This window comes from Vibrio pomeroyi (genome assembly GCF_024347595.1).
GTDB classification, from domain to species: Bacteria; Pseudomonadota; Gammaproteobacteria; order Enterobacterales; family Vibrionaceae; genus Vibrio; species Vibrio pomeroyi.
In genome coordinates this window covers 1,185,297-1,209,843 of record NZ_AP025507.1, presented here as the reverse complement: position 1 = coordinate 1,209,843, position 24,547 = coordinate 1,185,297, and the positions used below count along the sequence as shown (strand labels likewise).

Genomic DNA, 24,547 nt, shown 5'->3' with positions numbered 1-24,547 from the left:
CCTTAAAAATACGTCTGTTCAATACCACGAGTATTGTTCGAAGATAATTCGCTACCCTCAAGTTTTAGTCTGAGGAAGTACTCACTTTTTTCTTCGATCACTTCGACCTTCCGCCAAGATGAGCCATTGATATCGCGGAATGCGACAGAAAAACCCAATGCTCTAGTTGTTGGGTCTAACTCTAGAATCTCGTGCAACTTGTCTCCTGGTTGCAGCTGATATTCGTACCGTTTAATGTATTCATCCCCCAAGGAGGCCTTATCATTTTCGAACAAAGCGAAGAAGTCCAAACTACGGAACATAACTGGAGACGTTAGTTCGTGAACTCTCAGAATAACTGGGGACGATTGACCTTGGTCACGGACATTGAGGTGTTCTGAAGCTTCGATAACAAGTTCAATAGAAGAAGTGTCTGGAGTAATCCCTGAGGACTCTTTGAACTGCTCCCACATAGAACAACCTGACAAAACAAACAACGTGATAACGATAATTAGTTTACGCATGATCGGCTTTTGCAACCTTATTGTAACGATCCTTGACCAACGCTTTGAACGTAGATTCATTGAGTGCTCGAGTATTCTGTTCATAATGTTCAGCGTACTTTTGCCATAACTTCGACTTGCTTAAAAAACGAGTTTCTTGGCTTAGACCAACTTCGAATTTTTTCGGGTCGTTTACTTTTAATTGGTCGAACACAAGATCATTGACAACTTTGGAATATATCGCTTCATGTTCATCAAGTTCATCCAATATCTGCTCAATGAGTTCGTTAGGAGCTAACAAGTTTTGACTGTTTAGAGTTAGCATTAACGTAGTCAAACTGAGATCATTTTGAGTAAACGAATTTTCATCCGTAAGCTCTTCAACGCCCTGCAAGTTTTTGTACAGATTATCGATACACAATCGCAAACAAGCGCCCATTTGTTTGAAAAATAACGCATCATGATTAGAATCTGTTTCTATATCTGCCCCTAGCCCTTCGAAAAACGCATGTGTTACGTTTTCAGATGAAGCCTTACTCAACGCAATACTGTTCTGAGTTTTACCTTCGTTTTCCATCGGTGACTCTTGAGGCTCAATATGTGGGACAAACTCTTGGGTCACCTCTTCCCATTTATGGTTTTGTATATTGGCATTACTAGAAGCATTCACGGGCTGCGACTCAGGAGCTGAAATATCATGCTTAGCAGCAATAGAGCGCTCAACTCGTTCTTCAGATTTTCCTTGAAAACCTTCATCACGACCTAAGCCTACATTACGAGTAGGTTTTACAATACTTGGGCTTTCTTCTTCAATAGCGAGACTATGATGGTTGACAGCGGCCGGCATTTCTTCATCTAATCCCATCCAATCTTCAGGAATTAAATTAGGAAGGTCAAACTCAGAATGAATACTCAAGCTATCATCAACTACTTGCCTCTGAGATTCTATTGATGCGTTGACAACGCCTTCATCACTGCCCTCGTCCCTTACTAGGTAATCGTCGTCCCTTTGCATTGAAAACTTTAAGTGTTCGACAGGATCGTGACTATCTACGCCATCAGGTTTTGTTTCCATGAAAAGGTCTTCAAGTGTTCCAGGCTCTACTTCCTCTTCAACAACTGACTCTTCTAAGTTCATTAAAGGGTCTGTTGAGTCTCTTTCTGGTGCGATTTCAGACGCAATATCGTACGATGTTGTTATTAGTTCTAGCGAAATACTCACTTCATATTGACCGAGAGAAACTCTGTCACCATCGCACAACGAAACTGGTTGATTCTTTAGGATCTTATTACCATTAACCAATGTGCCATTTGTACTCACATCACTAATGTAATAAGTCTCTCCATATATACTCAATAGACAGTGCGTACCAGATATGAATCGGTTGTGATCCGTTAAGGTCACTGTACAACCTGCTTCTCGCCCTAAAGACCCACCTTCTTCAGGCATCTCGATACTTTTAGCTCCAACATATTCTTCAGGGCACTTCGAGATCACCAAAACCAATTGATTTATACGCATGAATAGCCTTTAAAACAGAAGAGAAACACTAAACTCGACACCACCTAGACCCTCGTTATAAAAAGGTAAGATGTATGAAGCTTGCGGTATTATTTGTAAATGAGCGTCTGGGTTACTTCCTAATTTGATCACACTACCAAAAGTCACAACAGCGCCAGCTTCAAATTGATCGATATCTTCAAGTTGTTCGCCGTAACGAAAGCCTTGGTCGTCAACTTTCCAACGGTTTGAGTATTGCGAGTAACCTAAAGACAAGCCTGCACCTATATAAGGTGTGAACACCGACCAGCTACCTAAAGCATACTGAGGCACAATACGAAGTTCGTAATTGGTTACCTCGTTATACACGCCATTCTTTGGAGCTTCGATGTCGTCTTCAGTCAAATAATTAAAACCTAACCACCAACGCCATCGGTTGTTACTTTCATCGATTGGACGTGTATGGACGAACCCGTAACGCAGAGCATCTACTTGGCCGCTCGGTCCTTCTTCATATTCTATAGTGTCTATGCTCAGCATATTTATTGAGCCACCATATCTTTCACCCTTCGCGATTGCGATGGACGAAAAAAGACACATTGTGGATATTAGACCGATTTGACTTAGGTTTCGCATGCTTCCCTCTGAGTTCATCCATATATTAACTAGATGCGCAAGATAGCAAGTATTATGTCTTTTACAATAAGGAGAAGGTCACACCCACCATTTACGACATTATAACTGGCAATAAAAACGATATATCTACAAGAAAATGCATTACGAATAATTACAAATAAATTCATTTATAAAATCAAAACTATCAATAATTGAGAAATCAAACGACCAACAACCATCCAAAGAAAGAAGGTTGTTCAATACAAAAAAATTAGCATTTACAAAATTCAAAAAACCTAACATGCCACTTTTTTATCTTTAAGCTGTAGCATAATCATTTCCAGCATTTTCTAATTTAGTGTTAGTTAATATTTATGCAATCATTGATAAGAGTAATTATTGAACAATAAAACACCACACACAGAAATAGTTAGGTTCATATTATTTTTCCCAACAAAGACCATAAACGTGACTTTCATCACTGAAATTTTATAAAGCCCAGTCGTAAATTGTTACATTTTTTGATCTTTTTGTGAATAACGTCACATAGTGCTGAAATTCAGAACTTTTCAAATCTTTTAACATTCAAATTATTCTGTTTGACTATAGAATCCTTGAAAAAATATAAATATAAAAACAAGCGAGGCTAAATTTATTAGTTATCGCTAAATTTCGATTTCGTTATATATACAGTTGGATATCAAGATTATGTTCTCCTCAGATTTCACAAGACGGCCTATTGACGAAGAAAAGCCTAGCGGAACTAACCCAAACGCATTAGATGATTTTACAGAGATAAAACGTCAAATTAATAACCTTAATAAGGTGACAGGGAGAGTATCTTGGAAAAAGGTTCAGTCTCTTTCAAAAACGATACTTTCGAAAAACAGCAAAGATTTCCGTTGTAGTTGCTACTTTACTGTCGCAGCAACACATAATGATGGCTTAAAAGGTTTAGCTGAAGGACTCAGTTCTATTCTGGACTTATGTGTCGTTTATTGGTTTAGCGCATACCCAGAAGTTACAAAATCAAACGCAAGGATTGGGGCGATAGACTGGATGGTTGAACACACAGAAAAACGAATAAAGTCGATTAAAACAAACCCCGACGACGTACTGCTGATCGAAACTTGCCATCGCTTATGTATGAGAATAGAAGAAGAACTAAGACTACATTACGGGATAAAAGCACCTTCATTAGGTGGGGTACGTCGAATCTTAAAGCAATGGGTTGATGAACATAAAGAGACCGAGGCAAAGCTGCGCGAAGCAGAGAATCAACGAAAGCACCGAGCTCCAGAAGAAAATAAACAACCAACACCAGTGGCTCAACCATCAACCATTAAAATTGATGTGTCAAATAAGCAATCTGCAACAACATCGAAAGTCGACGATAAAACGCCCTCTAATTATTTAGTCGTCTACCTGTTAGCCGGATTTCTTGCTTTGGCGTTGTCCTCTCACTTCTTTTATAAGCAGTACCAATTAAAAGATCTGACTAAAAAGATCATCACGTCTGATATCTCACAACTTAATGAAATAGCACATTCATTAAGATATGAATATGCTCCGATTTCTCAAGATGTTAGACCTAATGTAGTAAACCAATTAGACACACTAATGAAAGGTTGGGTTGCCGATCCAATCAAAGTGTATCAGATCGATATTTTAGACCGATTGACGCTTGATTTGACCAAGCTGTATCCGGACTCGTCTTCTATTCTCCGATTACGCCAAGAGTTCACCAATGAACAAGAAAAACTAAACACAGATTACGCCCAAATTCACCGACGTTTTTCTAACGCCAGGACTGTATTTGCGAATGTAATTAGAGGAAGTGAAAGTCAAAAGACAGCACGAGCTTATGAGTACAGTAACTCTCTTTTTCCATTGATTGGCCGCATTGAATATGCAGAAAAAGAACAACAACAACAAGAACTACAGAAATCTCTTCGGATACTGAACGTCTATTTACACAAAATAAAAACCTTAGAATCAGATCTGTCAGCAAATAAACCGTAAAACTCAAAAAACCGTCTTAAGACTCGGTATTACAACAAACTCAAAACAACGAAATAGGCTTATGTTAAAACACAAACTAATGAGGAACCCTGTTGTTATATCAACGGCCATTTTCCTCTTTCTTGCAGCTACGATCGCTGCAATCTATATCCTTTGGCTAGATATAACAGACAAGTTTTACCTATGGATTGCTTTAGGTGCTATAACAATTTTCTATTCGTTGTTTCAAGTAACGTTGTGGCTAAAAAAGAAAAACAACACTAAAGCCCTGAAGCTGGAAACAGAAGAAGAAGCATTAGCCATGGTCATCCGTCCGCTTCTTTCTCGTTCCAATAAAAAGCCAATCTATTTAATGATTGGCAATAAATACGCGGGTCGAACTCAGTTTCTACTTAACTCCAGTGCGATCAAGCCAATGGATCAAACTCGTACTGCAAAGAATGATTTTTTCGAATGGTATGAGTCAGACTCCGCCGTGTATATCAAACCGGATCAACGCCTATTGTTTCAAGAAGTATCAAGTAACGATAGCGCTCTGTGGAACACATTTGTAGATGAGGTCATTAAACACAAGCCTAGAAAGCCATTTTCAGGTTGCCTTTTCTTTATCGATTTTGAATTTTTAATCGTTTCTGAATCAGAGCAAATTGACTATACATTAACTGCTCTGAATCATCGATTAGAGTCAGTAAGTGACAAAACATCATCGGCAATTCCTCTTTATCTAATGATGTCTAAACTCGATAAACTAGAAGGCTTTAAGGAATACATACACTTTAGTTCTTTAAAAACATCGGTTGAGTTTTTGTCCATTCCACTGAAGGAAGCTAAAGGTGTATTTGTTGAGTACTACCACGATAGTTTTCGAAATTTGGTCAAAGTGATGGAAAGTAATGCACTAGATTCTTCTTCCCATTCCAACGACGTAAATGAGAAGCAAGCTATATTAGCATTCCCTAAACAGTTTGAATTATGTCAATCAGAAATCGGCTCTGTGATAGAGCGACTTTCAGAACTTAATACCGGCTCCTACTCACTTGATATTCGCGAAGTGTTTTTTATATCAAATATTCAAGGTGGTAGAAAATACAATCTGTTAGCGAAGAGCTGTAGTAACTACTTTAATTTACCTATTATAGCTTCGGAACATACTCAGCTAACTGAAACACCCTATTTCACACGTTTCTTAATGGATTCTCAGATCCTCCCAGAATCTGACTTTGCGGGCGAAAACAAAACTTATCTTAGGTTGATCCAAAGACAAAGCCGCTTGGCGGTCGCGGCCTCTGTCATTTTAATTGCGAGTGGTGCCGTCCTATTTTCAACGACTTTAGATAGTAATCTAAGAGTGATCAGTCAACTTATGGGAATTGATGACCACCAATCTATAAGCCTAAAAGATCAATCTTTTGAAAGCTCACTGACAAGTGCAATAGAAACTATCCAGCCTTCCTATCAGGCATGGTTAAGTGGATCAGACGCACTAGAAAATGAGTTTTTGAACCTTAATGTTAGCCGTTTAGATGAAAGCACTAAGATCGCGTATAACGCCTTGATTACTCAGATTAGAACACACCTAATGCCGGTAATTGAGCAAGGATATCGTATACAGCTAACCCATAACCAAGACAATGTTAACAATGCACTACCCTTGCTTAAAGGTTATTTAATGTTGAATGACTCGAGTAAGCGAGAGATTAAATTTCTGCGTCAGCAAACGATGTCAACGCTAGAAAAGCTTAGTGATCAACCCGATACGGTTGCTACTGTTATGAAGTATTTGGATGCGTACTTCCGCACGAATTTTGAGCCCGTTTCGATAAACATGAACATGGTACGTGCAACGAGACGATCGCTACTTTCTAGTTCAAACGTAGATCTCGTTTACGCGAGTTTGTTACAACAAGCTGGAGATATCGATTTAGGCACTTTGAACCTACAACGAGCTGTAGGTTTTGACTTCAACAATGTATTCAATGATAACTTGGATCCTAAGCGGTTAGAAATTGACAAAGTTTATACTTCAACAGGTTTCAGTACTTTCTATCGCCCTCGCGTCGACTTAATGTCTCAACAAGTTATCACCGACAATTGGGTATTGGGATTATCAAACCACGTGATTCCTACTGACAAAGAACAGGAAAGCTTCAAAAAACAAGTAAGGAAGAAATACACGGATGACTACATTAGCTATTGGCGTAATGCTTTAAGCGAACTCAAAGTAAAGCGTTACAACAATATTGGCGAAATAACTAACGCTATTGATCTGATTTCTGGGCCATCTTCGCCAATGACAACTGTTTTAAAGCAAGTGTATACAAATACACAATTCTCACCTATCGGTGAACAGAGCGCGTTGATGGCAAAGATTAACCCAAAACTCGCAGGGGCCGTGGATGCAACTCCTGAGCTCGTCGAGGAAATGGTACAACCCGATTACTTATTGATGAAAAGAGTGGAACAGGCATTTCATATCCTGAACCAACTGCAGATAAACGAGACTCCAAACTCTCCTACCCCATGGGACGAGACTATAACGGCATTGAGCCGAGTTCGAACTTATATGAAGGATATCGCTGACGCGCCAGATCCTCAAATGGCAGCGTTATCCGCTGCACAACATCGAATGGGAAGTACCGAGGCTGACCCACTCATTCGTTTGAAACAAATTGCTCAAAAATCTCCAGAACCAGTAAGAAGTTGGCTTTTAGACGTAGTTAACCAGAGCTGGTCTGTAATGATCTCTGAATCATCAAAAGGAATTCAAACGCTTTGGTATAGTGAGATATATACAAAGTTCAAAGAGTTAGGTCTAGGAAGATACCCATTTGATTTAACTGCAACTGAAGAAATATCAATAGAAGATTTCGAGCTCTTGTTCGCATCTGGAGGCTTGTTAGATACATTTATCGAGAAAAACTTTGCTCCTTTTTACGACACCAATCTTTGGACGCCAAAACAGGTAGAAGGCGAAACAATGCCACTTTCACCAGAGCTACTTGTTCAACTTAGAAATTACAATGTAATTAGAGATACGCTGATCAATAAAAGTACGAACCGACTATACCTTCCGTTTAGCGCAAAAGTACTTGACCTAGATTCTAGTGCTATTAGAGCGAGCTTGAAGATAGCGGATTCTAATATCAATTATTACCATGGTCCGAGCAGAATTCGTGAACTTGAATGGCCTCCTCAAAATGGAGACTTCAACATTAGCATTACAATACAAGACGTAACAGACGAGGGTAAACAACACGTATTGAATAAAAATGGTCAATGGGCCATATATCGGTTATTTGGAGACTCTAGGTTAACAAATACCCATAACGGTAGCTTCGTGAGTGATATCAAAGTATCAGGCAGAGACCTGAGCTTAAGAATTACTCCTTTAACCCAGAAAAACCCGTTTACATTAGCGGAGCTATACAACTTCACTTTACCTGAAGCGATATAGTACAAATACAAATACAAATACAAATACAAATACAAATACAATAATAATTCAGCAAAGGCAGAACACATGATGTCCAACATTAGTTTACAAGGCTTAGACAAACTAGATCGTAAGATTCTTTCTAATCTACTCTCCAATGGACGAGAATCGATTGCTAATCTATCTCGCAATATTGGTTTGTCGCGTACGGCAGTTGCCGAGCGCATCAACAGACTCGAAAAAACCGGTATTATCAAAGGATATACGGCACAAATTAGAGTGGAAAATGACGGAAGGAAGGCAGCGAGTTACCTGCTAATTTCTTGTGAAAAAGGTAAAAAAAATGATGTGAGTAACGCATTGAAAGAGTTACCTGAAGTTAGGTTGACCAGCATCGTTGGCGGTACATATGACATTATATCTTTGATTGAAGCACCCGACTTACAATCAATACACCATTTATGTAATGAGATAGAGTCTTTTAATGGCATCCGTTCTCTCAATACAACCGTAGTATTACACCAGCCAATTAGTCGATAAAACAAAGCCGCTCTTACGAGCGGCTTTTTTATACACCACCGATCACCCGGATCTTGGCATCTTTTTCATTCGCTTGGCCTAACCAAAAGGTTTGGCCTAAGCTTGTGCCATCACCTCGGCCGAGCTGATTTTTAGGAATTGATTCTAAATCAACCGTGAGCTTTAGATCCCAAGACATTGGGTCGCGAAGAATAAAGCGCATCAAACCGACTAGAGTTGTATGGTACTCTCCCCCAAAAGAAAATTTACGGAACGTTTCGAAATCAATGTTATCAATACATAGGTTAAACTTCCCGTTTAGGTCTGGAATACTCTTTCCTAAATGAAGATCAGAACCCAAAATACAATTCATACGATTCAACTGGTTTCTTTGACATTCAGCAATCTTTACTCTCCGGAATACCCATTCTTCAATACGGACACTAGGTAACGAAAAATAATGTGAAACAATCCCAGAAATAAGCTTCGGCGATCGTGTTCTAGTCGACAGTTGGTTAACGTAAGATAAAATTTTCGCACGATCTAGCCCTATAGTATCTGACTCTTGAATAACATTAGATAAGCCAGCCAAGTGTAAAATTCTTCCAGAAAACTCATCTGTTGCATCACTTCGATATTGAACATGGTAACGATATTTTTTCCAAACACGATAAATTAAGCCGGTATACCTGTTATGGAAGAAATCAAAAAAATCTTTGACTGGATTATCATCTATGTCCCTACCAACCAATTTTTCTGTGTAATTCGCTGGCAAAGGAGAGCTAGAGCCATGTAAACCTAGAAAATTCGTTTCGATTCTCGAGTAATTCTCACCCGACCTTTCCATATGGCTAATGAATTCCATGTCACTTTTGGGGAAGCATAAGTTTGGTGAGACACTAAACGCGATCCTCTCTTGACGAAAGTATTTGTTTTCACCAACAGCGACAAAATCACTGCCCGGTAACAACTGGTAGTGCTTCTCCAATAGCAACACCGCTTGAAAGAAGCTAAATTCATTTGTTTTTTCTGTTAATACTTCAATCATAAGATCGTTTGATGCCCAGTTAAGCTCGCCCATTGATAGCTTTCGCCACGGTGTTCATCGTACACTTCTAACTCTGTAAATGAGTTAACACTTGAATATAATCGTATGAACTCGTTCAAGACATTTGCCATCAAAAACATGTCACCTTCGTTAACAAAAAAGCTTGAGTTCATCATTAACTTGAATTGGTTTCCACGCACCGACACCCCTCTAAACACCCTATCAATAGGTTTCATTTCTGATGAGATAATTCCGTCAAGCCTATGTAATGAAGCTCTGTGTGCTTGCCTGTCAACCCGGGAATGAAAATCGTATGTCGAGAGTAAGACTTTAAGTACATCTATATTTGAGAGCGACAAATAGTTAAGCGACATGTTAGCTATCAGTTGCCATTGAAGCTCTCCGTTGACTTGAGGACTGACAGATTGTGTCGGTTTGGTAATATTGCTGAACGTCGCGTAAGTCGGCGATTTATGAGTAGTATATATAACATCTCCTACGGATAGTCTCTCAGAAAGATCTGAGTTACTACACTGTAACTTCATCAGCACTGTTTCAGTGCCTAAATCTGCGATATCACCATTATGCGTATGGAAAGAAATAAAACGTTCAAGCCCTCTCCCACTTACTCGTTCTGAAACTTTTGACTTATAAAAATCACGCTTGTCTCTTTGGTTGATTTGATGTTCAAACGACTCAAACTCAATCAGAGGTTTTCGTCGTCTTTCATTTTTACTCCAGCTTTCCACTTGGTCTATTGAGTAAACTTCGTAATGATCTTGATTGTTACTCTGTGGTCTTACTTTATATTCGTTTCGACGGTGCTCAAGCCTAATTGGGTCACCATCTTTTTCGAACAAATTAACTGCTGGAGTGCAATGTAACCTTAAATGCTTATCTTTCAGGACGACTTCGGCCGGTAATGCTCTCTTAAAATGAAACTTAAGATTCACGGTGCTCCTCTGGGGGATTCCTTTTAACCATTCTAGGCCTGTGACATCAAAGAACATAAACTTGTCAGGCAGGGAAAAGTATTCTTGCAGTAATCGATAGCCTGCAAATGAGTTTTCACTGTAAGGTAATATCGCCTCGTCATCTTGGTAACCAACCGGTTTAATGAACTCAGGTCCAATTTTACGTTTGTAACCACCACCTACGTCTAGTTCGACGTGATCTAAGTATCGAAATATCCATAAGAAGAGGATTCTAGTTATGTGGATCTCACCATGTAAGTGAAACCTCAGCTTATCTAAGCCAATACGTGACAACTCTAAACCATGCTCAGTAGCCAATGTCACATCCACTGAAGAGCTTGTTCGGCTGTTACTTTGTTCAACATTTGTTATTTTCAGCGGGAAAAGCTCTACGTCATAACAGGTTCTAAATAAGCACTGTGTTCCTTCTACTTGCTCACTGGCCATCTCGGCTCCGCGCTTCACTACAGTTTTTTCAGTAACACTTCCTGAGTGTGGTGTTAATTCGCTAATACACAATGAAGGAATCGAGCGCATGTAATGCGGCCATAACAGTGTCATTAATGACTGCGTTAGCTCTGGTAGTTCATCGTCGATCTTTTCTCGAATACGGCCAGTAAGAAACGCAAAACCTTCGAGAAGACGTTCTACATCGGGATCAAATGTCCCTTCAGATAAAAAGTTGGTCAGTTTTGGATTGTATTTGGCAAATTCACTGCCTGACTCTCGTAGATATGTGAGTTCATCTTGAAAGTATTTACTGTTACTCAAGGGGCACCTACTAAACGTTAAATTGGCCGTCAGTTCCCATATAGACATCGATAGACATCGGAACTTTTCCACCGTTATGTAAGACTTCGCCGCATATGCCAAAGCCTAATTGAAGAGGGTTGTTATGATTTTCTCGATAATGTACTTCAACGCTTCGTAACCGAGGTTCGAAGCTTTCTATTGTGGAGGTAATATTCTTTTGAATGTGACGAACTAAATTGGTGTTATTCGATAGAACATCGTTAAAGTCAGGTAGGCCATATTCCGCATCGATCATTGCATTACCCGAATGTGTATTAAGTAAATCGGCAAGGTGTAGATGAATGGATTCAATTAAATGTCTATGTGAAACCACCTTTTCATAGCAGTTTTTAGGTTCACCTAGTTCAATTCGTTCTAGTAATCGGTAACCTTTTTCCATATATAACTCTAAGAAAAAAAGCAGCCAGAAACCTGGCCGCTTATTAATTTCCAAAACCTATTATTGGTCTAGTTTTCCAACCAAAGATAAGTCAAAGCTTGCACCCATGTACTTAAAGTGCGGGCGAACAGACATTGATACTTTGTACCAACCTGGGTCGCCCTCTACATCAGATACTTCAACTTTTGCCGCTCGCAATGGACGACGACCACGAACTTCTGCTGGCGGGTTCTCTTGATCTGAGACGTATTGACGGATCCATTTGTTTAGCTCGACTTCTAGGTCTGTACGCTCTTTCCAAGAACCTATTTGCTCACGTTGAAGAACCTTGATGTAATGCGCTAAGCGGTTGATGATGAACATATAAGGTAGCTGAGTACCCAGCTTGTAGTTCATCTCGGCTTGCTTACCTTCAGGCGTATTCGCAAATACTTTTGGCTTTTGAACTGAGTTTGCCGAGAAGAACGCTGCATTATCAGAACCTTTACGCATGGTTAAAGCCATAAAGCCTTCTTCTGCAAGTTCGTACTCACGACGGTCAGAAACCAAAATTTCAGTTGGGATCTTAGTTTCGATCTGACCCATAGCTTCGAAGTTGTATACTGGCAAATCAGTGACCGCACCACCGCTTTGAGGACCAATGATATTTGGACACCAACGGTATTTAGCAAAAGATTCACTGATCTTTGAAGCCATTGCATAAGCCGAGTTACCCCAAAGGTAGTTATCGTGGCTATCCGTGACCATCTCATCGTAATCAAATGCTTTAATAGGATTATCTTCAACTGAGTATGGAGTACGAAGCATGAAGCGCGATGTACACAGACCTACATAACGAGCGTCTTCATGTTCGCGGAATCCACGCCACTTAGTATACTGAGGTCCCTCAAATACCGATTTCAAGTCTTTTAGATTTGGTAACTCTTCATAAGAATCCAAACCAAAAAATTGAGAAGAAGCCGAAGTAATAAATGGGGCATGAGACATAGCGCCTACGTTACCCATATACTCCATCAGCTTGATGTCCGGTGAAGATGCAGACAATTGGTAGTCACAAATAACGGCGCCGACAGGCTTACCGCCAAACTGACCATATTCACGCGTGTAGATCTGTTTGTATAAGCCAGATTTCACGACTTCAGGGGCATCTTCGAAATCATCCAGAACTTCGTCTTTCTTAGCCGAAATCAGTTCGATTTGAATGTTTTCACGGAAATCAGTGTGATCTACCAGATATTTAAGTCCGCGCCACGTTGATTCAATCGCTTGAACCTCTTCATTGTGAAGAATTGCATCAACCTGTTTGGATAATTTTTGGTCAATCTCAGAGATCATTAAATCAACCAACGATTGATCTACTTTTTCTACTGTTGAGCTGCTTAATAGCTCGCCAATGAATGCTTCAACGCCACGCTTTGCAACGTCAAAACCCTCATCGCTCGGTTTGAGACGGGTCTCATTAAGGATGCTATCCAGAAGTGAGCCTGTTTCAACTAAGGCTGCTTCTTGTTCTGGTGCTTGTGCTTCTGCCGACATGCTATTCCCTACTCTTCTTTTTCGCCTTGGTCTGCACCAATGCTTAGTTCATCCAATAGTTTCTTTCTTGCTTCTTCATCTTGAAGAACTGCTGCAATCTTCTTGCGGAAAGCCGGTACATTCCCTAAAGGACCTTTTAATGCAACCAAGGCTTCACGAAGTTCCAATAAGCCATTTAGCTCAGGAACACTCTTCGCGATTGACTCGGGAGTAAAATCCTTCATATTTTTGAATGTAATATCAACGCCAATTTGTGCGCCTTCTTCGTCAGAAAGACGGTTTTCAACATTCGCTTTAATATTAGGTGCGTAACCTTCTAAGACTTCGTTAAAGTTGTCTTTGTCGATATTAATCGGGTTACGTTCTTCGATCGGAGTTTCGTCTGCACGGGCAGTGAAATCACCGACGACCATCATACTTAAAGGCAGTTCAACATCTTCAGACGCATCGCCTGTTGCTGGAACATAACGTATATTAATTCGCTCTTTTGGAGCCACCGAGCCATCACGTGACATAATTAGTCCTTTTCTAATTTATTGCTGGTCATAAATTGTTTCCCATTCGCTATATCTCACTGGTAGAAAATCTTTAGTTCGATACAGTTCCCTTAGAGTTTTTTGAATTAGATGTTCTAAGGAAAAATACAAATGAGGTTCCCAAGTTGATAGATTTAATTCCTTACTCGCTTCCCAACTTTGTTCCAAGTAAGGTAAGCACAAAGGGTATAAACCCACATTCTGGTAAGCTGTTACTAATTTCAAATGCAACATAAACTGCCCACGACCCGAATTATCCAACTCGAGTTTGTTCGACAGTTCAGCGACATACATACCCAAATCTTCTAGGGCAATATCCTCCATCTGAGATAAGTCCTCATCACCTACAACAATCGTTTGAATTATTGAAGAGTTATTCGAGGACGAACTATTACCTGTAGATAACCAAGTAATCGTTTCATCATCCGCAAATGGAATAGAATTTTTGAAGGAAAGGTTTTCAATTCCACTAAAAGAATCGATAAACCTCTTTGTTTCTTGCTTGACGGCAGCTGCGGCTTCGTCATAGCCAAGGTTACTCAACATTGAATACACAAAATAATGCCCTGTGAGCCAAAATGGTGCATCGGTCAGTGTTCGTTCAAGACGCTTGATTGTGTCAATGTCACTTTCTTGATGTGCTTTGTCTCGATACTCCGTTTGCTGGTCTAGCGAAACCGCTAAACTAAGTGGAGTAACGTTCTCTTGATGATCTGGTAAACCGTCAACGTCAACCCAAGTGAGGTGGCGATAAATCCGATACCCTAACGCTTTCATCGGATTAGCATGCGTGAGCATCTCAGCTACTTTTTTTAGCGTACGTTTTGATGCTGTCGGAGAAGAAAAGTCCGTTTCAACATCTGCGAACGTTTGTCTAGGCGCCGAGTTCTGTGTTTTATTAGAATGAGCTTGAGTCAGAGAAACATCTCGTAGAGGTTCTTTAACTTTCTCGGGCTTTTCATTCACTTCTTTAGACGTGTTATCGTCAATGACGCTTTCTTGTTCCAAGATGTTTTCACTTGGGGAAGAATTGTTCATCAACAGATTTAATTGAGTTTTTATTTCAAAAAAGTCCGCATCAGAATCTTGAAATATTTCATCAAATTGGCATTGAATACTTTCAATTAACGTCATACAACGCGAAAGAGTTTCCCAATTTAGAGATTGGGTAGACAATTTAGTCGAAACGAGCTTAAATTGATGATTAAACCATTCAACCGCGCCATCTCTGCCTCGCTTACGTTTCGGGTATAACTCGGAACCAAAACGGCTTATTGATTCATTAAGTAGAGATAAACCTTCGTCCAACCCCGCAATTCCTTTGTCTTCAACCAAGGCGCGTATCAAATAACAAAGCGCTTTAAGATCCTTGCTATGCAGAGTAAGTACTTCGATTGAATGGACTTTAACAAGTTGCCAATCAACAGTTTCACCAAACAAAGAACCGAACTTTTTGACTTCGGTTTCCATCATTTCGTAACAAAACTCGTACCTAGCATCATCACCAGTTGGCGATGCACCTGGAATAGGTGTCAATAACGTTTCTGTATCGATCTGACTCAAGTTAACCTCGACTCTCTGAGTTGTAACTTCTAATAGCACGCTCAATCGCTATTGCACCTCGTGCGGGTTTCGAGAGCTGATGGCTTTTATCAATTGAATCACTTGCCATGCTATTTAGAATCTCAGTTATCTCACTAAACTTCTTAGGCGCATTTGTTTCCAGATCTGCTAGTGAGTCATGAAGTTTTTGCTTCCCAAAAACAGATTGCTCCGTAACGGTACTAAATAATATAAACTCACTTCTTGCCACTTTAAGGGCTCTTACTTTTGCCTTTAACTTGGGTGTGTTACCAAAAAACGATTGCGCTGCTTCCGCCTCAGCAATAGCTTTAGAGTAATAATGTTGTTTCGCATTCTTCTCTATTGAGGCATCTATGTTGTTTAAGACTTTTTGGGGTAAAACGTGGCTATAAAAATAAGCTTTTGATTGATTAATCTTCCAAGAGGTCTCAATATCACTATCAGCAACTTCTGATTGACCATTTAAGATAAGATCAACTAAGCGCTGCTCATTATTCCCACTAAAAACCGCTATATCTTGCGCATTTAAAGTTGCTTCGTTAAGACTCGCCATAGTGTCCGTTAACGCTTTGTCTGTATAAGGAAATAGAGAACCATCGCTGTTTAGTTTCTCTCGCAGCACGACGAGTTTATGTCGTATAGACATCAAAGCTTGAGGAAGTTGGTCAACTGTTCCCTCATATTTGGTCAGGTCAGATTCATAGTTTTTGTACAACTTAGCTAACTTATTCTGCTGTACTTCATAAGCTTCTCGGTAAGGAGCTGTTGAGACGACATCTTTTTCCATGTCTTCTAACGCGAACTCAATGTCCCACGGAGACTGTGCCAAAAAAGACGCCGTTTGTGCTGGTTTAATAGTACTGACAAGGTTACTTGCGCTGTTGCTTGATTTAACTATCGATTTCCATTCTGGTTGTGCCTGGTTATACAAATAAGTACCAGTAATAATCGCAACACATAGAACCAAGCTAGCTTCTAAATAACGAAGCCGACCAGTGTTAATTCTATCGATAGCACGATGCTTTGTTAGAACAAGATCAGCGTTACGTAAACTACTAAAGAGAGGCGCACTAACTTCGGTCTCGAACTTTTGAGTATCAATCTTAGCCAGTTGTTGTGCGAACGATGTGGCGGTGTATCGATGCTGCCTTGGATTGTTAATCACCTCTTTAATTAACTTCCATACATGGTTAGGAATCAAGCCAGGTCGCTTTTTTGCTTTTAATTGGGTTGTCCAAGCATCACCAAATGCAGCACCAAGAAATAAATGACCAGTCAATAATGCCAAAGAATAGACATCATCTTGTGGCTGAGCCATACCAGATTTTAAGAAGTCTGGAGATGCGTAACTCATACTTGCTTCTGCATAACTGTTTGACTCACCGACATAACGGGCAGCACCAAAGTCGATCAATTTCACGTAATCCGACTCTGTAACGATTATATTTGACGGCTTGATATCTAAATGGCAAACACCTCGGGTGTGCATAAACTCGAGCGCACCAGACAATTGATATATCAACCATGCTATATGATCATGTCGAAAACCTTTTGGAGTGTGTCGTGCCATTTTCTCGGCCACCGACTCTCCTTGAATCCAATGATACATAAAGTATGGTCGCTCGAACTCTTTACCTATTTTGATGAAATCTGCAACACTTGGATGTTGAGACATTTCGAGTCGACTCGCCTCACCTACTAGTAATTCATTTGTAAAGTCAGATGCATTTTCGTTTAGAACCTTGCAACACACCTGTTTTTCAGGGCTTCCTTTCTTTGCCAGATGATAAACAGTCGTTTTGCCATTCTTTGAAGGTAAAGTGTCTAACACGTCAAATTGAGAGAAAATCACATACTCTAACTTAGGCTTGTTTTTATTAGCCAAGTTCTGAGCTTGTTGATTTTTCTTTTCGATCGCTTTCACAACCAACTTATCTAGATAACCTTTGGTTGTCCCTTGCTTTTCTGACACGCTAAACTCTTTATCAAACAAAAATTAATGCTGAATATTAATTACTGTCTAATACGCATTTCAAGAGCAGTATTTAAAACGCCCGGTAAGACTATTACTTTAGTTATTATTACTAAATAACGCCGTGTAATAACAAACTCATTGACTAACAATTTTTCACTCGAAATATAGAGAGATTTCCGTTTCAATAATGGTTAAAATTCCCATGGTGACATATGTCACATTATTAATGCTCAGTATGATAAATAGTTGGGAGTGCCGCTAGTCAACTCAATCGTATTTAGAAGTCATCAAATAAATTGGATATAACCTAAAATCCTGCAGTTAAAATGAAAGCCATACAATTAGAAACTATCCAATATGAATGAGTTTTAAGTTAGCTGTTAAAATGCCTAACACAATAATGTAGCGAAGCCACTTGCCAAACAACTCAAGTTAAAAGTAACGCTCGCAAATTTCAGCTCAATTGATAAAAGTGCAAATTGGCAATACATAACAAGAATATTACAGCTCTCTCTAGAGCATGAAACTTAAACTGATTCTCATAAACAATAGTTACACAAAAACGTTGACCCCGAACTAACTTGGACCAAATCCAATATGTTTCATTCGGACCAATTGAAGGAGCGCCCTTTCTCCCTGAACATCAAACATTAACAGGGTCACCTGTTTACTGTTAGGTGCGTCACGGATCGCGCTAGCCAATAATGCCAATGCGGAACAACGACCTAATGTCCCCCATAAGTCATTGATCAAAGTCGGCTGTTGAGGGTTTTCGAAATATTCCGCGCGAGCACCTAACGCGAAGCCATAATCTTCAGTGTGAGATCTGAGATTAGTCATGTCAGTGAATACAGGTCCAAAATTTTTGATCTTACGGCTCGCATTTCTCACTAACTTCATCATTGTTCTACGAGTTGTGTTTGCGGCTTCTAAATCAAAGTAACCTAATTGCGCCAAGGGCTTAAGTTTTAACGTTTTAACCAAATTATTTCGACACAAAATTACGCCAGCCCCTCCCTCGCTTGGAATAATCCCCCAAGGATTAGATGAGCTCATTACCTGTCCAGCATCAATTAAACCGCTAAGGTCATCGACAAGTGAGTCCACCGAAATGCTCATAATTGCGTCAAATTGGTTCAATTTCGCTAATGATGTCGTTAAATGTGACGGCCCACTTTGTTGAACAACTTCATAATGTGAGATTGAATCGCAATGCCTACATTCATTTAACCACTCACTCATCGCAACAACAGAAAGAGCTTCCGGTATATTGACTAGTAGAGGAATAGGCTTTAATGCTTTAGGCAATTGTTTCAAAAGAGACCCAATTAAGCTCTCGATAAGCTCTTTACACTTATCAAACAATGATGTCTTCGAAGTGTATTCAATATTGGCGTAGGTGAACCTTTCTATTCCATCCAAGTCCACTGTCTGGTCAAACCTTCCCAAATCCGCTTTGGCGACTGTTGTGGCGATATCAAGGTTCATGCCGGTTGGTGTCATGGCCTCCATCCCAATAACAAATCGTGCTGAATTGTTATTCATTATCGGAAAACTCCTGTTTTTTATGAATCTTCGTTGACACTAACAGGTGCTCCACACCTTGACATGGAAACGCAGCGCTATAGCTGATTGAAAGTGTGCGAGTCTCGGTATCGATGAAAACGGTAGAAATAAACATATCAGCTTGATAATTAACATTTTTGAACTGCGCTTCTGCGACATACATTTCCTGAGGGAAGCGGAAAGAGAGAGAGTCATCATGACAAAAACCACTCATCATCAAACGTTCGCCGCCAGATATGAAGCCTTTACATTGTTGGTCTTGTGGTGCGCTCTGATAAAAACGCTGATCAAAATCTACCGGATAGAGAGGCCTTCTATGCTCTAACCAATCGTCATCAAAAGTACCAGCGTATTGCTGCCGCGCTCCAAAAAATGGCGCTAACGGACCAAATCCCGCAACTCGAATATTCTTTGACGTTGCACTCCAATCCTCTGTTGGATAGAAAACAGAAGGAACCTTCTGTTTTAATAACTCACCTTTGCTCTCAGCAACTCCTCCACCGAGTCGATTTCTTAAATCGCCGCCTATGGCACATGAAAAATCGATATCTTTTTCGACAAATGGGAGTGGTTTACTCAGTGTTACACTGCCACCATGCTCAATCCATTGCCTATCACCAAGTACCGAGATGGTTTTATCAATGTGACCGTCTATCAAAAGCCGACACTCGTGGTACGTAACTGCCTTTTTCGCATAGCTTCGTGCCTTACCGAAAATCAGCACATCAGTATTGGCTTTGACTATGGCAAATTCATGGTCTACTTTCATGGCGGAGAGCCCCGCTTCACCCAAATAAATCGGATCGTCGTAAATCTCTGCTTCTTTTTGCTCCGTCCAAACTGAATCTACGAGTTTCCAAGAACGTTTTCCAACGACAACCCACACCTCATCGCCATTCTGATCTCGTTGGAATCTGCCTTTAATAGAAAGGTCAGGATGATTCTCAATATCCCACAACTGCATTATTATTCCTTAAATTGAACCTTTCTGAGGCTGCTGAATTCTGAGTTAATCGTGTGATATTCCAGTTTTGTTGATGAGCAGGCATAGTAAAATCCCAAGGAATGTATGATCGAGTGTGAAGACAAACCTGGCGCCAAATCCAAACCCTAAATGCGGTACTAACCTGAGTATCGAACATGGCTTGTATACTGGTTTCTAAGGTCAAAGGCTGCCCCATTCGACTTGGTGATACTTGTATATAAGCACCACTTTGAACCCACTCTGTTAACTTTATGAGTGTTTCATCCCATTCAAAGTCGAGGCCTAAATTTTCTGGTGTCACTGGCATAAGTTGTCCATAGACAATATAGAGCGCCTGAACCCATTGCTCGCCATCGAACTCATCAAGGCTAGACATAAATTCAACTATTTCAGGAACGTGCTCATTCAGACCATGTAAAACAAACTCAATTGGCGCCAGCGCACCACTCGTATCAAACTTAGAAAACTCTTTGAGTTCTAAAAGTTTGGCAAAAGTAATGACTTCAGGATCAAAGACACCATCGATGGATACACCGAACTCCTTACGAAACCATGTACTCCTGTCTTCCTTCGCAAGTAATCGTTCAAACAAATTCTGACTGCCCGCAGTATTTTCAGCTAACCAAATGACGCTCTCTGAATCATTTTGTAAAGATAAAAACGAATGCGTTTTATGATCGGAAAATCGTTTATCTTTGAGCCAACGTTTTAATAAACCGACTGTAATACTCTGACGTAGCTGTAAGCATTCAAGGAAAAGTAAGGGAAGCTTACAATCACCTTCAACCATTCCGATGATCACCGTGTCGATGTCTGATAATGATGACTGAACCAACAACAATTTTGCGGTTTGATAATCTAAATCATCCAGTATAGATAAACCACAAAGCAGATTTTTATGGTCTTGACCAAGCTCAGAACTCAACATCAACCAAGCATAAATAGTCGGTTCGCTCTGCTTTAATTGATGTATTAACCCTGGAGCTAAACGATAGAAAGACAAATAAACATTTTTTAAGTCTTTAATCTGACGCTCAGCTAAGGCTAAGTAATCCAGTTTGGCACTTGGGTACCCTCTTTTGTGTAGTTGTAATCGTTGCTTTAATAAGAAGCCGAGAGTCTCCGAAGCCAGTGACAATTTTTCATTACACATATTCAACCACTCGATAGAAAACTCGTCCAATAACGTAAGCGTACTTTCCGCATTAGCAATGGCTTGTTCTACATCCTCATTGGTAATCGACTGGTTTAGTTGATCTATACCTATTTTTTGACGCATCCGTGAATCCAATCTAGTAACACGATCAATTGATCGCAATGGTGCCACCTTGAATTTTTTGTGCTTTCTCAGCTTGAGAGGTCACATATTTGGCTTTAGTGGTAACTCGACCATCACGGCCGCTATAGCGAGTTTCTGTTTCGCCACTTCTCACAATTAACTCTTGCTCCGTTTCGATAACCATTTTCTTTGCTCTCAGGACAAATTCATCAGAATCATCAAGAATGGAGAAAAAGATATCTGTGACTAAAGGGAGATTAAAATCGTTATTTAAAAATTCGATACGACATGAAAGTTTGTTATCAATAGCAAGTTGTAACTCGGCTAATTTGAACCCCCGCCCCAACCTCGCATTTATTGGTTGCTGTAAAGGGTTACCTTCGAAATCGACACGAACACCACTTTTAGATTCGTTAATCGATACAATTGTTCCAAAACGCGAAAAGCAAGCCGTTGATTCGGCTTGCTGTTCGGTGATGGTTTGGATAATTTGGGTTTGTTTTTCCATCATTAATTGATCGCTACGTTTCCACCTTTGACTACAACTTTATCGCTTCCTTCAATGGTTATTGAAGAACCGGACAACTTGATAGAACCATCACTATTCATCACTAATGAAGACCCACCCGTTTTCAGTACTATCTTGTCACCGCTTATGATCTGGGTCGCACCATCGGCTTTGTATGAAGTATTTCCTTTAACAGAAACCGTTAAGTTGCCACCAACCGTTTGATTATCATCGGCTCCAATGTCAGAACTTTTTGAAGCACCTACCGTTAAGTTGCTATTTTCGCCCACATCCAAGTCATCATTCTTACCAATCTTGGTAATTTGATTGTCTCCAATTTCTAGATCAGAGTTATTCTTAACATATTGAGTTTCATTAGCATTGTAAGTAACGGATACATCTTGCTCGACAGTTTCAGTAAACGTGCTGTTAACTTGGGTAGTCTTGTGTCCGTCGATGGTCTCTTTGTGATCTCCGTGAACATCATTTGTCTGATGGCGTGCAACCTTTAAGAACTCATCTTGACCTATATCGCGATAACGGTTATTTAAAACCTTGGTCGACATGTCCTTTTGCGCATGGATGTAGACTTCTTCCTGATTCGCTTCGTCTTCAAAGCTCAACTCGTTATAGCCTGTCCCTTTATGCGTTTGAGTTCGAAAGGTTGTACGCGTTTTGTTCTCTGGTAACGAATAAGGAGGATAATGAAGCCCGTTATAAACCGCGCCTGTAACCAAAGGCCTGTCAGGGTCACCCTCTAGGAAGGTCACTACCACCTCATGGCCGATACGAGGTAAGTATACTGCTCCCCAAGTTGGTGCCGCCATTGATTGGCTAACTCGAATCCAACAACTAGAATGCTCATCGCTCTCGCCATAACGATCCCAATGGAACTGAACTTTGATTCGCCCAAGCTTATCGGTATAGATCTCTTCACCTGCAGGCCCTACGACAACCGCTGTTTGTGTACCTTCAACCAAAGGAGCTTCAAGTTTTGGAGCTCTAAACTCAACATGTCTAGGAATACACGCGAACTGATTATGATATGTAGTTGGCAGACCATTAGTTTCGTCTTCATGCACCTGAGGGTCATGACCACTATGCATCACCGACAGCATGAGGTAATCGCGGTTGATTGCCGAACGTGGATGCTCACTGATACTAAAACTGTATCCAGACGCCAGTCTCATAACATTACTGGTCGCCTCAACTTGTTGGTTATCAACAACGTGCTCTGACATCCATTCATTTGACCTTACTTGCCCCATTGCTGGGTCAACGTAACGTCCAGGAAAATCGAACAATTTCAAATCTAAATCGAGTTCGCCGGAACTGCTCATTTCCTGAGGGATCTTCGGAAACTCGTAGTTATAGTCAGTGTAAGTAACGTGTCCGGTTTTCACTCGATTCACGAGTTCAAGGTCAGAGATATGCTCGCGGTCTGCAACACCGCCACCATCTGCATGATAAACGATAGGGCCTAAATAAGATCCGTTTAGTGGCGTGCTCAATAACTCAGCGATTGCATCATTACTGTCGACAATAACCATTGTGTGGTTAGCTTCTGTATGTTCGAAGTAGTACCACATGCCGTGTTCTGCCAGAATTCTCTGAACAAATTCAAGGTCAGTCTCTCGATATTGCAACACGTATTCTTTTGCAGGGTATACACCAGACAGTTCTAACCGATAATCGGTCACTGACGCATCATCTAAAACTTCAGAAATGATCGCCGACGCTGATTTTTGTTGAAAAATACGGCAGTCTTGTCTTTGGCTCAAAAACCAAGCTTGTGGAACAAGAGTCAATTGGTAACGAGAGAATCTCCTGCCCGAACCAAGGTAACGCACCTCATTAACCACGCCGTGAAAGCATCTCGCAGAACTGACGCCTTGACCGTATAGAGTCAAACTACCTGGTTTACGGATGAGTGCATCAAATGAAATATCAGGATCAAGTGAAAGTAATGATAGGCTGATTTGAAAAGGCTTTGAAAGCTCTTCGATTACCTGAAAGCTCTCCACACGAAAATCATGTGAGGAGCCTTGCAGTTCAAACTTAAATTCTACGTCATTCACCATATCTTTTACCTGATACTAATAATAGAAATAGGGCCAACATTAGTTGTTGACCCTTTGTTTTTCACGAAAAGCGATTAAGCTTCGCGTGGAGCACGCCAGTCATCATTACCAGCAGTACCACAGTTTTCGTGAGTAACTTCGATTGCACGGTAAGTCAGCTTAAGTACTTCTTCAGTTACACGATCAGAAGTTGCAGCGTCTTGACAGTGATTCATACGAGTTTGAATATCTACTAGTAGTGCATCAATTAACTTGATTGAGTAGTAGTGCTCTTGCTTACCTTGTACCGAAGTACGGTAAAAACGGATTACACACTCAGGAAGCTTTTCACCAGACACTAATGCGTTGAATAACAGAGGTGAACAACGGTCTTGTACTTTAGTTACTACTACCGGGCGGTGAACACGTTGACCTGTTGGCTGACCACTTTGTGGGTCACGTGGAACTGTTAGCACGTGATCAAGCTCTTGAACTAAGAACTCATCAACGTGAGCTTCTTGCCAAGTGTTACCTACAGAATCTGCAGAGTAAGTATCTTTAGTAATGTGACCTTGAGTTTCACCGTTGATAGACATATATGCTGGAGTTGGCATCGATATTTCCTTTTTTAAATTTATAATTCATTAATTCACCAAATCGCTTATCACCGCGACTGATTAAGTTAATACAAACATCGTGCCAACCTTGCAAAACCAACGAATACAACAAGTT

19 protein-coding genes are annotated in these 24,547 nt (G+C 40.3%); 3 read left to right on the top strand and 16 right to left on the bottom strand.

Annotated features, from left to right (window positions below):
- Positions 1-2 precede the first annotated feature (2 nt).
- The 3 genes from tssJ to OCV12_RS21330 are packed head-to-tail and all read right to left on the bottom strand — an operon-like array spanning position 3 to position 2,619.
- Complete coding sequence (gene tssJ, locus OCV12_RS21340; protein WP_261886071.1) at positions 3-503, bottom strand: type VI secretion system lipoprotein TssJ; 501 nt, start codon at positions 501-503, stop codon at positions 3-5.
- Positions 496-2,004 carry an FHA domain-containing protein gene (locus OCV12_RS21335; protein WP_261886070.1) on the bottom strand — a complete coding sequence of 503 codons (1,509 nt, stop codon included), beginning with the start codon at positions 2,002-2,004 and terminating at the stop codon, positions 496-498. The genes tssJ and OCV12_RS21335 overlap by 8 nt, the downstream gene beginning before the upstream one ends.
- A 9-nt stretch (positions 2,005-2,013) precedes the next feature.
- The gene (locus OCV12_RS21330) at positions 2,014-2,619 is read right to left on the bottom strand and encodes a hypothetical protein (RefSeq protein WP_261886069.1); all 606 of its coding nucleotides are present in this window, start codon (positions 2,617-2,619) and stop codon (positions 2,014-2,016) included.
- Positions 2,620-3,306: 687 nt separating this feature from the next.
- Between OCV12_RS21330 and OCV12_RS21325 the strand changes: the two genes are divergently transcribed.
- The 3 genes from OCV12_RS21325 (at position 3,307) to OCV12_RS21315 (ending at position 8,593) form a co-directional block, all read left to right on the top strand.
- The gene (locus tag OCV12_RS21325) at positions 3,307-4,620 is read left to right on the top strand and encodes a type VI secretion system ImpA family N-terminal domain-containing protein (protein ID WP_261886068.1); all 1,314 of its coding nucleotides are present in this window, start codon (positions 3,307-3,309) and stop codon (positions 4,618-4,620) included.
- Between the two features lie 61 nt (positions 4,621-4,681).
- Positions 4,682-8,074, top strand: a complete 3,393-nt coding sequence (gene tssM / locus OCV12_RS21320; RefSeq protein WP_261886067.1) for a type VI secretion system membrane subunit TssM — start codon at positions 4,682-4,684, stop codon at positions 8,072-8,074.
- A 66-nt stretch (positions 8,075-8,140) separates the two neighbouring features.
- A complete protein-coding gene (locus OCV12_RS21315; RefSeq protein ID WP_017062578.1) occupies positions 8,141-8,593 on the top strand; it encodes an Lrp/AsnC family transcriptional regulator in 453 nt (150 codons plus the stop codon).
- Between the two features lie 28 nt (positions 8,594-8,621).
- Here OCV12_RS21315 and tssG read toward each other — a convergent pair whose 3' ends face one another.
- From tssG to OCV12_RS21250, 13 genes are all read right to left on the bottom strand, one after another.
- Positions 8,622-9,653 carry a type VI secretion system baseplate subunit TssG gene (tssG, locus tag OCV12_RS21310; protein ID WP_390904562.1) on the bottom strand — a complete coding sequence of 344 codons (1,032 nt, stop codon included), beginning with the start codon at positions 9,651-9,653 and terminating at the stop codon, positions 8,622-8,624.
- A complete protein-coding gene (gene tssF / locus OCV12_RS21305) occupies positions 9,617-11,365 on the bottom strand; it encodes a type VI secretion system baseplate subunit TssF (RefSeq protein ID WP_261886065.1) in 1,749 nt (582 codons plus the stop codon). The genes tssG and tssF overlap by 37 nt, the downstream gene beginning before the upstream one ends.
- 10 nt (positions 11,366-11,375) lie before the next feature.
- Positions 11,376-11,786 (bottom strand): type VI secretion system baseplate subunit TssE, encoded by a 411-nt coding sequence (tssE, locus tag OCV12_RS21300; protein WP_261886064.1) that lies wholly within the window; start codon positions 11,784-11,786, stop codon positions 11,376-11,378.
- 60 nt (positions 11,787-11,846) lie between these two features.
- Entirely contained in the window at positions 11,847-13,322 is a 1,476-nt protein-coding gene (gene tssC / locus OCV12_RS21295; protein WP_048610634.1) for a type VI secretion system contractile sheath large subunit, read from the bottom strand.
- 8 nt (positions 13,323-13,330) lie between these two features.
- Positions 13,331-13,837 carry a type VI secretion system contractile sheath small subunit gene (gene tssB / locus OCV12_RS21290; protein WP_261886063.1) on the bottom strand — a complete coding sequence of 169 codons (507 nt, stop codon included), beginning with the start codon at positions 13,835-13,837 and terminating at the stop codon, positions 13,331-13,333.
- An 18-nt stretch (positions 13,838-13,855) separates the two neighbouring features.
- A complete protein-coding gene (gene tssA, locus OCV12_RS21285) occupies positions 13,856-15,421 on the bottom strand; it encodes a type VI secretion system protein TssA (RefSeq protein ID WP_261886062.1) in 1,566 nt (521 codons plus the stop codon).
- A gap of 1 nt (position 15,422) precedes the next feature.
- On the bottom strand, positions 15,423-17,414 hold the full coding sequence (locus OCV12_RS21280; RefSeq protein ID WP_261886061.1) for a serine/threonine protein kinase: 1,992 nt from the start codon (positions 17,412-17,414) through the stop codon (positions 15,423-15,425).
- Positions 17,415-17,993: 579 nt separating this feature from the next.
- Complete coding sequence (locus OCV12_RS21275; RefSeq protein WP_261886060.1) at positions 17,994-18,962, bottom strand: hypothetical protein; 969 nt, start codon at positions 18,960-18,962, stop codon at positions 17,994-17,996.
- Positions 18,955-19,947 (bottom strand): DUF2169 family type VI secretion system accessory protein, encoded by a 993-nt coding sequence (locus OCV12_RS21270; RefSeq protein WP_261886059.1) that lies wholly within the window; start codon positions 19,945-19,947, stop codon positions 18,955-18,957. The genes OCV12_RS21275 and OCV12_RS21270 overlap by 8 nt, the downstream gene beginning before the upstream one ends.
- Entirely contained in the window at positions 19,928-21,247 is a 1,320-nt protein-coding gene (locus tag OCV12_RS21265; RefSeq protein ID WP_261886058.1) for a hypothetical protein, read from the bottom strand. Before OCV12_RS21265 ends, OCV12_RS21270 begins: the two co-directional genes overlap by 20 nt.
- Before the next feature lie 25 nt (positions 21,248-21,272).
- The gene (locus tag OCV12_RS21260) at positions 21,273-21,758 is read right to left on the bottom strand and encodes a hypothetical protein (RefSeq protein ID WP_261886057.1); all 486 of its coding nucleotides are present in this window, start codon (positions 21,756-21,758) and stop codon (positions 21,273-21,275) included.
- Positions 21,758-23,836 carry a type VI secretion system Vgr family protein gene (gene tssI, locus OCV12_RS21255; RefSeq protein WP_261886056.1) on the bottom strand — a complete coding sequence of 693 codons (2,079 nt, stop codon included), beginning with the start codon at positions 23,834-23,836 and terminating at the stop codon, positions 21,758-21,760. Before tssI ends, OCV12_RS21260 begins: the two co-directional genes overlap by 1 nt.
- A 74-nt stretch (positions 23,837-23,910) precedes the next feature.
- Positions 23,911-24,429, bottom strand: coding sequence for an Hcp family type VI secretion system effector (locus OCV12_RS21250; protein WP_012600867.1), 519 nt, complete (start codon positions 24,427-24,429; stop codon positions 23,911-23,913).
- Positions 24,430-24,547 lie beyond the last annotated feature (118 nt).

Bases quoted from the DNA above. Each gene is read 5' to 3' on its own strand.
- tssM (WP_261886067.1), top strand. From the start codon at position 4,682: ATGTTAAAACACAAACTAATGAGGAACCCTGTTGTTATATCAACGGCC.
- OCV12_RS21315 (WP_017062578.1), top strand. From the start codon at position 8,141: ATGATGTCCAACATTAGTTTACAAGGCTTAGACAAACTAGATCGTAAG.
- OCV12_RS21265 (WP_261886058.1), bottom strand. From the start codon at position 21,247: ATGCGTCAAAAAATAGGTATAGATCAACTAAACCAGTCGATTACCAAT.
- tssE (WP_261886064.1), bottom strand. From the start codon at position 11,786: ATGGAAAAAGGTTACCGATTACTAGAACGAATTGAACTAGGTGAACCT.
- tssC (WP_048610634.1), bottom strand. From the start codon at position 13,322: ATGTCGGCAGAAGCACAAGCACCAGAACAAGAAGCAGCCTTAGTTGAA.
- OCV12_RS21250 (WP_012600867.1), bottom strand. From the start codon at position 24,429: ATGCCAACTCCAGCATATATGTCTATCAACGGTGAAACTCAAGGTCAC.
- tssB (WP_261886063.1), bottom strand. From the start codon at position 13,837: ATGTCACGTGATGGCTCGGTGGCTCCAAAAGAGCGAATTAATATACGT.
- OCV12_RS21260 (WP_261886057.1), bottom strand. From the start codon at position 21,758: ATGATGGAAAAACAAACCCAAATTATCCAAACCATCACCGAACAGCAA.
- OCV12_RS21275 (WP_261886060.1), bottom strand. From the start codon at position 18,962: ATGAATAACAATTCAGCACGATTTGTTATTGGGATGGAGGCCATGACA.
- OCV12_RS21330 (WP_261886069.1), bottom strand. From the start codon at position 2,619: ATGCGAAACCTAAGTCAAATCGGTCTAATATCCACAATGTGTCTTTTT.
- OCV12_RS21335 (WP_261886070.1), bottom strand. From the start codon at position 2,004: ATGCGTATAAATCAATTGGTTTTGGTGATCTCGAAGTGCCCTGAAGAA.
- OCV12_RS21325 (WP_261886068.1), top strand. From the start codon at position 3,307: ATGTTCTCCTCAGATTTCACAAGACGGCCTATTGACGAAGAAAAGCCT.
- tssI (WP_261886056.1), bottom strand. From the start codon at position 23,836: ATGGTGAATGACGTAGAATTTAAGTTTGAACTGCAAGGCTCCTCACAT.
- tssG (WP_390904562.1), bottom strand. From the start codon at position 9,653: ATGGGCGAGCTTAACTGGGCATCAAACGATCTTATGATTGAAGTATTA.
- tssJ (WP_261886071.1), bottom strand. From the start codon at position 503: ATGCGTAAACTAATTATCGTTATCACGTTGTTTGTTTTGTCAGGTTGT.
- OCV12_RS21270 (WP_261886059.1), bottom strand. From the start codon at position 19,947: ATGCAGTTGTGGGATATTGAGAATCATCCTGACCTTTCTATTAAAGGC.